Source organism: Micromonospora sp. NPDC051296, from assembly GCF_040682255.1.
GTDB lineage: Bacteria > Actinomycetota > Actinomycetes > Mycobacteriales > Micromonosporaceae > Micromonospora > Micromonospora craterilacus.
Genome location: NZ_JBFBAO010000290.1, coordinates 1 through 9127 on the forward strand (window position 1 = coordinate 1; position 9127 = coordinate 9127).

Below are 9127 nucleotides of genomic sequence, written 5' to 3' on the forward strand. Positions count from 1 at the left end.
ATGCGACCTGCGACCGGAATGGGCGAACCTGCCGTGCCGGGTGCAGCCGGGCGGGCAGGCCGCCTCCGGGCCGGAACTGCCGGTCACGGTGACCACCTACGACATGCACCAGCAGACCCGGGTGGTGACCGAGAAGACCAACGCCGCAACGCTGCGGACCACCACCACGACCTACGACAGCGCCGGCCGGGCGTACGAGACCAGTGTGGCAGTGGCGTCCGGGCTCGGCAGCGCGGTACCGACCCGGATCGGGGCATCACAGTTGCGGGACAGCGCCGGTGTCGCACCGGCTTCGCTGCGGCGGGTCGGTAAGACGGTAGCGCACGACCCGACCGCGGCCCGCTGAGCAGGCCGCGGTCGCCGCCGGAGGGCCGCCGCCGGTCGGGTCGGCGCGGACGCTCGGCGCTCTTTGTCCGGTTGGTCCCTGAGACGGGGCCCCGAGCGAGGGTGTCGGGGCCCCGTCGACTCAGGAGGCGGTGATCGTGACGTTGTCCACAGCCGCCTCGACCAGGCTGGCCGTCGAGAGGTCGGCCGCCTCCACCAGAATCCGGATCGACTGTCCGGCGTACGGGGTGAGGTTGAGGTTCGATGTCGTCCAGGCACCGTTGCGGTTGCTGGCCGCGCCGGCCTGGGTGAGCAGCGCCGTGGTGCCGCCGTTGTGCACCACACTGACCCGGAAGTAGTCCGCCGAGGACGAGTTCGAGCCGTGCGCCAGGTACCAGGCCAGCGAAAGGGTCAGCGTGCCGCTGGATGGCAGCGTGATGGCCGGGGACCGGGCGCTGGTCACGCCGCCGTCGACGTCGTAGTCACCCGCGCTGACGCCGGCCAGCCGGCCGGTCACCAGGTCGTTGCTGCCGGCGTACGGGGTCAGCTGCTTGGCCCCGCTGGAGTTGGTGGCCTGCGCGGCGCCCCGCTCCCACTGGCCCGAGGTCGCGGCGTCGGTGCCGTTGGGGTTGATCGTCCAGCCGGTCGCGGTCTCGAAGGTGTCCGACCAGACCGTGGTCCCGCCGCCACCGCCGCAGTACTGCGCCTGCTTGCCGATCGCCCGGTACGGACAGTCGGCGTACTCGGCGAGCATGAGCACCGCTTCCCGGTTGCGCGAGGTCTGCGCCGCGATCACCTCGTCGGGCGGGTAGAAGCCGCCGCCGGAGGCCGTGCGCGGGTACAACTCGAAGGTGTACGCCCAGATCCCGTGCACCGCCCACATCCAGTCGATGCTGCTGCCGTCGGTGATGTACAGGTCACTGGACTGCTGCGGGGTGAAGTTGTTGGTCGCCGCCATCTGCCGGCCGATGGTGGCGAAGGTGTTGAACTGGTCGGCCGTCATCCCGGGAGCGGTGTCGTTGTAGGTGTAGCCGTACGGCCAGAGCACCAGTTCCGAGTAGGTGTGGAAGTCGATGTTGGCTTTGATCTGCTGAACGCCGCCGACCACCCGGCTGTTGACGAAGTTGCGCAGCGCCTGCGTCTCCGGGGCGGAGAAGGCCGACGGGCCCCGGTAGGTGTCCGAGGAGGTGGAGCTGGACGAGCCGCCGCAGCAGCCCCAGTTGTAGCTCCAGTTCCGGTTCAGGTCGGTGCCGACGTACGACGATCCGCTGTTGGGCTGGCGGTTCTTGCGCCAGGACCGGTACGAGCCGGTGGCGATGTCGTACTCGCTGCCGTCCGGGTTGACCGTCGGCACGATCCAGATCTCCCGGTTGTTGACCAGGTTGGTGATCCGTGAGTCGGTGCCGTAGTTCTGCGTGAACAGCCGCATCAGGTAGATCGCCATCTCGACGGTCAGGTGCTCGCGGGCGTGCTGTTGCGAGTTGAACAGGATCTCCGGCTCGTCCTCGTCGACGGCGACATTGTCGGAGATCTTCACCGCCATCAGGTCCCGGCCCTCGTACGAGGTACCGATGCTGATCTTGCGGGCGATCGACGGGTAGGACGCGACGAGCTGGTTGACCACGGTGGTCAACTCGGCGTAGTCGTGGTAGTCGGCGTCGGCCGGCGGGAAGGCCAACGCGCCGATGTCATCGTGGGCGTGACCCCGGTCGGTCGGCAGTGGGGCGACCTCCTCCAGCCGGAACCCGAGCTTGGTGATGGCGGCGGCCTCGGCGCGGGTGGCCGAGACGTGCAGCACCCCGTGCTCGGAGTAGTCGATCGAGGCGCCGGTACGGGCGACCGCGGTACGGTCGGCGAGCGTGCGTGGCCCGAGCACCCGGTACGGCGCGGCGGCCGGTTGTTCCTCCCGGTCCGGAGCCGGCCGGGCGGAGACGGGTGGCGCGGAGATGGCGAGCAGGCCGAGCCCGGCGGCGACGATGAGCGCCAGTGCACGGCGGACGGGGATGGTGCGGAAGGCCATGGACAACCTCCTCGAGGCGCGGGGATCCCCCGCTCGGCAACGGACTGCCCGCCACCGGTCACATGGTCATATCAATATCGATCGTTCTTTAGTCCATCCCAGCCGGATCCTCATGCCGGCAACATGTTTCCTCCGCCCGGCACGCGATGGAGCCGGGTGCCGAATCCGGCCGGCTCAGGCGGCCGGGCCGCGACCCTGATCCGAGGCGGTCCCGGACTGGTCGGCGGCGGCATCGGAGGCTCCGTCCGCTGGGGCGTCAGGGCCGGCCTGGTCGTCACCGGCCAGCGCGGCCCGCAGCCGCTCCTTCTCCGAGCGGCGGCGCTCGGCGGCGGTGGCCATCTCCTCGGCCATCTCGTCCCGCCAGCCCTTGAGCAGGAAGAACGAGAGCGCGGCGGAGAACAGCAGCGCCACCATCAGCTTCAGGAAGATGTTCATGTCGACCGGCCAGAGGACCGCCACGACGGCGGCGAACAGCCCGATCCGGCCCAGCGTGTACTTGACCGCCGCACTCACGCCGTCGCCTCGCTTCGCTCGCTCACGTAGCCACTCCATTCCCCTGCCGTCCGACCGACGGCGCGCTCAGTCTGCGGTGCCGGCCCGCCCGGCGGAGCCTGGTCTCAGCTCGTCCGGTTGGCCAACCAGCGGACGCCGGGAAACCAGATCATCGCGTAGACCACGGTGAACATCGCCGCGGCCAGCCCTCCGGACAGCAGCGGCGGCAGCCCGACCGTCACGCCGACCAGCGCCAGCCCGGCGACCAACGCCACCGCGACGGACACCAGGGCGGCCACCACCCGAGGGGCACCGTACTCCCAGGCCCGGAAGTCCTCCCAGAACAGCCACGCGGGCAGAATCACCGCCAGCCAGCCGTTGGCCTGACCGAAGTCACCGGCCCCGAACGAGGCGAAGGCCCCGTCGAAGAGCACCAGCACCAGCATCCCGATGACCACCCCGGCCATGCCGACACCAAGCAGGTCGCCCAGGGCGCGGATGCGTCCCTCGGCGTCCCGGCGGGGGAACGCGCTCTGCTGCTCAGTCATCCCTGACGAGGGTACGCGAGCCCCGGCAGCACCAGTTGGCTGGCCGGGTCGCCCGCGGTTCGGGTGGGCGCTCCGATGCCGGCGTGGGTCCGCCGGGTCAGCCGGCAGGAAGCTCCCGTCGCCGCCGCGCCAACACCCGCAGCGCCGCGCCACCACCAACCAGCGCCGCGCCGACGATCACCAGGGCACCGATCGCGACACCCGTACGCGGCAGACCGCCTCCGGGCGACGGCGGGGCGGGCGACGGCGAGCCCGTGGCCGTCGGCGAGGCGGTCACCGTCGGCGACGCGGTCGGGCTGGCGCTGCCCGACGGGGTCGGCTTGGGGGCGATCGAGACCGATATCCGCAGGGACCCCTCCTGCCCGCCGCCCTGACCGGGCGACGGTGCGGCCAACGGTGACGTGGACGTCATCGCGACCATGGCCGCCGGAACCGGCGGCCGGTCCACCGCGGCCTGGGCGCTCGCCGCCCAGAGGGCGACCATCGCTCCGGCCACCGAGGTGACCGCCGCCGCGCGACGAATCCGGGTCCTGCTCACCACAACCTTCTCTCTCCTGTGGGTCATGCGATGCCGGTCAAGCCGGACCGCGTACGGCGGGACGGCGCCGGCGAACCAGCGCCCGTGTGGCGGTGATCATCCTCCGGCGGCGGCAGCTATCCGGTGGCGGCGGTCGCTCGCCGGCCGGTTGACGCTGTCGGGGTCTGGTCTCCGCCCGCCGAACCCGGAACACCGTCGTCGTCACCGGCGATCGCCAGTAGCAGCCGGCGGCGGCGCCGGCGCAGGACGAACACCAGGATCACGGCCGTGACCAGGGCCCCGAGGAAGATCAGCAGGCCCCACGGTACCGCCGACGTCGCGGCGGCACGATTGGCGGAAGGTACCGGATCTTTCTTGTCAACGGTCTCCGTGTTGACCGCCAAAGAGGCAGAGATCCGGCCAGCCGGAAAGACATCGGGAATCGTGCTGGTGAGTCGGACCTCGGAGTCGGGGAGCAACTCCGGGATGTCGATCACCTCGCTGTGGCCGAGCCGGATGCCGAGCGGACCCTTGAGCTGGATCCGCGCCTTGCCGGTGACCCGGACATTGCCGAGATTCGCCACCCGGTAGGTGACGGTCAGATCCCCACCCGGGAACGGAACGACTGGATTGTCGTACCGCAGCTCCAGCCCGGTCACCTGCACGGAGGGCTCCACCGGCCCGCTGACCCGCAGGTAGACCCGGGCGCCGATGCGCCGCTCGACGGTCACCTGCTGTCCCTCGTTGCCGGTCTCCGTCACCGTCATCGCGGCCACCACGGCTCCGGGATGGTCGCCCGGCTCGGCGTTCGCCGGAACCCGCAGGGTGAACGGCACGTCCAGCCGCTTGCCCGGCGCGATCGTGTACGACCGCTGTGGCACCCGGATCCACGCGCCGACGTCGCGAGGCTCCTCGGCGGTCGGAAGCAGGGCGTAGGCACCGTCCTCCGAGTTGAACGCGTCGGTGGCGTAGGTGTCGAGCGTGATCGGTGCCGGGCCGAGGTTGCTGATCCCGACGTAGTCGATGATCTGCTCGCCGGGCGCGAGGTCGTACACGAAGTGGTTCTTGCCAGTCGGTCCGTTCTTGCTGGACGGCTGCACGCTCCAGCGGGGTTCTTCGCGGCGCGCCGTGAGCGCGGTCGACGACTGGAGCGCGACCGGCCGCGCCGCGACGGCGTCGGCGGCGCGCCCGACACCCGGTCCGGCGACGGCCGGAGCGGCAACGGCCGGAAGGGTGAGGGCTACCACGGCCAGCAGCCCCACCCCGGTACGAAGGAGATCACGATGGCTCATGGGGATGACTCCGAGGCGGGTTCCGGATAGGAGACGCAGCGGATGTACCGCGGACCGGCTGTCCGCGGTACATCCGCCTGCGTTATTGACACCCGTGGTACCGACGCTCTGGTCAGACCAGGGTCAGGGTGAGAGTGGCGCTGTAGGCGCCCGGCGGCACGCTGTCCGGGATCGACAGGCTCAGGCCGGCGTCGCAGGTGAAGGTGCCGGCGCTGCTGCCCGCGGCCGAGGTGCAAAGCGTACGGGTGTCACCCAGGTTCGCCGGGGTGCCCGCCGAGACCGCGCCGGAGCCGCTGGCCTTGGCGGCCGACGGGGTCCAGGTGAGGTTCCCGGCCGGGATGTTGCCGGCACCGGTGAAGTCGGTCAGCTGACCGGTCACGTCCCAGCCGGCGTTGGTGCCCCGGAGGTCGGTGATGGTGGCCTGCTTGAGGGCACCGGCGGCGGTGCCGCCGACCTGGCCGCCGAGCAGCTCAACCGCCGGAGGCTGCGCCACGTCCAGCGTGAAGGCACCCGGGTCGACGTCAGCGGTGATGGTCTCGACCTTGCTCACCCCACCGGCCGGGCCGTTGACCACGAGCGAGGCGGCGGAGGACGTCGACGCCCCGAACGAACCCGGGTCGGCCGGCGTGAACCGGGCGGTCAGCGACCAGGATCCGGCCGGGATGGTGCTGGTGGTCAGGGTGGCGGTACCACCGGAGACCGCAGCGGTACCGAGCGAGTTGGTGCCGCGGAGGAACTCGACCGTGCCGGCGGCGCCGCCCGGAGCCACCGTGGCGGTGAGGGTCACCGGGGTACCGGCCTCGACCGGGCTGGCCGGGGAGACGGCGAGGCTGGTGGTGGTGGCCTCGACGACCGGCACCCGCCACTGGTTGCCGGTCACCACGATCTCGGTCACGAACCGGTCGGGGTGGCGGCCCTCCAGGAGGCTGAAGCACTCCACCACGACCCACCAACGACCGTTGGCGGGCGCCGAACCGAGCGCGAGCTGGAACGAACGGTTCGGGTTGGCGGTCACCGGAGCCTTGTCGTAGCCCCCACCACCGAGCGACGGGGTGAGGTTCGTGAACGGCCCGGTGTCCGCGGGACCGATCCGCAGCGCCGACTCCTCGCCGAACCCGGTCGGGCAGGGCGCGGAGGTGACCGCCGACTCGAACATCGGGCTATCGGTGACGAGACCGCTGGTCTGCGACAGGTTGACGGTGCCGAGCGGCGCGGCGAGCGCCGGGCTGGCGACCGCCACAAGAGCACCGGCTGCCAGCGCGGCGCCCGTCGTCAGGGCGGCCACACGAGCAAGCAGACGCTTACTCATGAATCACTTCCTCTCGTTGAGGGTGGTGACGGAACCGGGTCACCCGACCCGGCCCGCAAATACTTTTTCCATGTGCCGTGACCGCACCGGCAGGCCAATCCCTACGCCGGACATGGGGAAGGGAAACTTCCGGTGCGCTGCCACGATCAGCCGAACCGCCCGTGCACGTAGTCGTACGTGCGGGAGTCCTGCGGGTTCTCGAACATCGCTGAGGTCGGTCCGTATTCGACGATTGCGCCCGGGGTTCCCTGACTGGCGAGAAAGAACGCGCACTCATCGGAAACCCGGGCGGCCTGCTGCATGTTGTGGGTGACGATGACGATCGTGACCTCGGAGACCAGTTCGCCGATGGTCTCCTCGATCCGCCGCGTCGAGGTGGGGTCGAGGGCCGAGCAGGGCTCGTCCATCAGCAGCACCCGGGGTCGCACGGCGAGCGATCGGGCGATGCAGAGTCGTTGCTGCTGGCCGCCGGAGAGCGCACCCCCCGGTTGCCGCAACCGGTCGCGGACCTCCTTCCAGAGGCCAGCTTTGGTGAGGCACTCCTCGACAAGGTCGTCCAAATCCCGCCGGCTCGCCTTCACACCGGTCAGCCGCAGCCCGGAAATCACGTTGTCGTAAATGGACATGGCCGGGAACGGATTAGGCTTCTGGAAGACCATTCCGATCTGCCGGCGGGCGTCGGTGACCCGGCGGGCGCTGTCGTAGATGTCCTGCCCGTCCAGCAACACCTCCCCGGCGAGCGAGGCGCCGGAGACCAATTCGTGCATCCGGTTGAGAATGCGCAGGAAAGTGGACTTGCCACATCCGGAGGGGCCGATCAGCGCGGTCACCTGACCCGCGCGCATGGTCAGGGAGACCCGGTCGAGAACCTTGCGTTCGCCGAACCAGGCCGAGATGCCGCGGGCGTCCAGCGCCGCCAGCGCTCCGGTCCCGGTGCCCGGCCGGGCTGACCGGCGGTGATCCGGCCCCGCCCCGGCCGTCGTCGCCGGGTGGGTGGCGGGCGTCCCACCATGGCTCGGCGAGCCATCAGGGGCGATGTCCACCAGCGTCGGCGTGTCCGCCGCGCTCGCCGCCCAGCCGGGCTCGGCGCGCGGAGCGTCCCACCGGGGAGCGGTCTCGTCGATCGGGTGCGTCACCTTGTCCTCACAGCGTCACGAAGGTTCACATCAGGTTGGGCAGAAGTCGGGCGATCTGGTCGGCGAGGGTGAGCCCGATCGCGGTGCAGACCGGAAGGCCGACGATCCAAGCCGGCCAGCGCCCCCGTCGGATCCGGATCTGGGACACCGCCAGCGCGGCGAGCAGGAGCGCCTGCCCCCACAGCACCACCGCGACCCAGGCACCCTCGTCGACGGCCATCGCCTGCTCGGCGGAGGGCAACGAGGCGGCACCGAAGGCGCGCCCGGCCGACGGTTGCGCCGGCGAGGTCAGCTCGGCGTACACGTAGAGCAGGTCGCGGGGGGCGTAGGCCGGACCGTCCGCGGTGACCAGGACCAGCCGACCGGCCGACGTCTCCGACGGTGGCGGCGCCTCCTCACCGGGCCGACGCACCGCGACGACGCGGTATTTGTGCTCGCCCTGCCCGGTGACGGCGGTTATCTCGTCGCCGGGCAGGACCAGCCCGAGCGCCCCGAACGGCGCCCCGTACAGCGTCTTGCGGCCCATGATGACGCTGGTCCCGGCCTGGCCGGGCAGCACCGTGTCGCGGCGGTGCCCCGGCCCCGACTGCAACACGTCGCCGCGGGTTCCCTCGAACACCACGGTCCGCAGCTCCACCGCCGGAATCCGCAGCACCGCCACGGCGGTGCCGAGCGGCACGAGCTTGCCGTCCAGGTCGGTCTGCCCGACCGGCGCGGTCGCGTTGGCCAGCTCGTACCGGAAGTCCGCGTACGCCGTCTGTTGTGAACGGTGGTAGCGCAGTTGGGAGACGGCCGTGAGGTGAGCGACGAAGGCGAGGACCAGGACGGCGAGGATGGTAAGCCCCGCCCCGGAGAGATGGAACGCCAACTGGGCGCGAGCCGGAGGTGCGGGCGGGATCGGACCGCCGCCCCCCGAAGCCGGCCCCGGCTTCGTCGGCTGCGGCGGTGGCGGCACCGCCGCAGCCGGCTGGTGACGCTCGGTCGTCACCGTCATGGTCGTCACTTCTCCTCGCTCAGGATCTTCTGGGTGCCGGGCCGACTCGGCCGGCCGGCACTACCGCCAGCCGCCGGGCGTCCCGCCTCAGGGCTGCTGGTCAAGCCAGACCGGTGGGACGAGTTGGGGCCGCCGCCGGGTCGCGACGAGCACACCCGCACCGCCGCCGAGCAGCATCAGACCCGCGCCGATCATCGTGACGAGGTTGGCGCCGGTGGTCGGCAGCTTGCCGCCGCCACCCGCACCGCCGCCGTTGTCGTCACCGTCGCCGTCACCGTCGCCGTCGTCATCCGGGTCGTTCGCTTCCGCGACGACGAAGTCGAAGGTGACCTCGTGCTGGGCCCCGGTGAGCACCACGCGGTGCGCTCCCGCAGGCGCATTTTCGGTAATCATCAGACGCATCCGGACCACGCCGTTCTCGGCGGTTTCCGGGTCGTCCAGTTCGTCGTCAAACCGCACGGTGACCGTCTCGTTCCCGTCGAAACCGCGGGCCAC

General features: G+C 71.1%; 10 protein-coding genes. 1 reads left to right on the top strand and 9 read right to left on the bottom strand.

What is annotated here, in order from left to right:
* Positions 1–346, top strand: a 346-nt coding sequence (locus AB0M52_RS25180) for a hypothetical protein (RefSeq protein WP_363958296.1), incomplete at its 5' end; no start/stop codon positions are given.
* A gap of 120 nt (positions 347–466) precedes the next feature.
* Here AB0M52_RS25180 and AB0M52_RS25185 read toward each other — a convergent pair.
* The 9 genes from AB0M52_RS25185 to AB0M52_RS25225 all read right to left on the bottom strand — a co-directional run.
* Complete coding sequence (locus AB0M52_RS25185) at positions 467–2344, bottom strand: M14 family zinc carboxypeptidase (protein ID WP_363958299.1); 1878 nt, start codon at positions 2342–2344, stop codon at positions 467–469.
* A 174-nt stretch (positions 2345–2518) separates the two neighbouring features.
* Positions 2519–2857: a DUF4229 domain-containing protein gene (locus AB0M52_RS25190; protein WP_363958302.1), complete on the bottom strand. Its 339-nt coding sequence runs from the start codon at positions 2855–2857 to the stop codon at positions 2519–2521.
* Positions 2858–2961: 104 nt separating this feature from the next.
* On the bottom strand, positions 2962–3384 hold the full coding sequence (locus AB0M52_RS25195; protein ID WP_363958304.1) for a hypothetical protein: 423 nt from the start codon (positions 3382–3384) through the stop codon (positions 2962–2964).
* Positions 3385–3481: 97 nt separating this feature from the next.
* Entirely contained in the window at positions 3482–3922 is a 441-nt protein-coding gene (locus AB0M52_RS25200; RefSeq protein WP_363958306.1) for a hypothetical protein, read from the bottom strand.
* A 116-nt stretch (positions 3923–4038) separates the two neighbouring features.
* The gene (locus AB0M52_RS25205; RefSeq protein ID WP_363958308.1) at positions 4039–5193 is read right to left on the bottom strand and encodes a DUF916 domain-containing protein; all 1155 of its coding nucleotides are present in this window, start codon (positions 5191–5193) and stop codon (positions 4039–4041) included.
* Between the two features lie 112 nt (positions 5194–5305).
* The gene (locus tag AB0M52_RS25210; RefSeq protein ID WP_363958311.1) at positions 5306–6502 is read right to left on the bottom strand and encodes an Ig-like domain repeat protein; all 1197 of its coding nucleotides are present in this window, start codon (positions 6500–6502) and stop codon (positions 5306–5308) included.
* A gap of 146 nt (positions 6503–6648) precedes the next feature.
* Positions 6649–7422, bottom strand: coding sequence for a phosphate ABC transporter ATP-binding protein PstB (pstB, locus tag AB0M52_RS25215; RefSeq protein ID WP_363958319.1), 774 nt, complete (start codon positions 7420–7422; stop codon positions 6649–6651).
* 241 nt (positions 7423–7663) lie between these two features.
* A complete protein-coding gene (locus AB0M52_RS25220; RefSeq protein WP_363958313.1) occupies positions 7664–8632 on the bottom strand; it encodes a sortase in 969 nt (322 codons plus the stop codon).
* A gap of 87 nt (positions 8633–8719) precedes the next feature.
* On the bottom strand, positions 8720–9127 hold a 408-nt coding region (locus AB0M52_RS25225; protein ID WP_363958316.1), incomplete at its 5' end, for an LPXTG cell wall anchor domain-containing protein.

Excerpts from the sequence above, each read along its gene's own strand:
- AB0M52_RS25185 (WP_363958299.1), bottom strand. The coding sequence starts at position 2,344 with ATGGCCTTCCGCACCATCCCCGTCCGCCGTGCACTGGCGCTCATCGTC.
- AB0M52_RS25195 (WP_363958304.1), bottom strand. The coding sequence starts at position 3,384 with ATGACTGAGCAGCAGAGCGCGTTCCCCCGCCGGGACGCCGAGGGACGC.
- AB0M52_RS25205 (WP_363958308.1), bottom strand. The coding sequence starts at position 5,193 with ATGAGCCATCGTGATCTCCTTCGTACCGGGGTGGGGCTGCTGGCCGTG.
- AB0M52_RS25210 (WP_363958311.1), bottom strand. The coding sequence starts at position 6,502 with ATGAGTAAGCGTCTGCTTGCTCGTGTGGCCGCCCTGACGACGGGCGCC.
- AB0M52_RS25220 (WP_363958313.1), bottom strand. The coding sequence starts at position 8,632 with ATGACGGTGACGACCGAGCGTCACCAGCCGGCTGCGGCGGTGCCGCCA.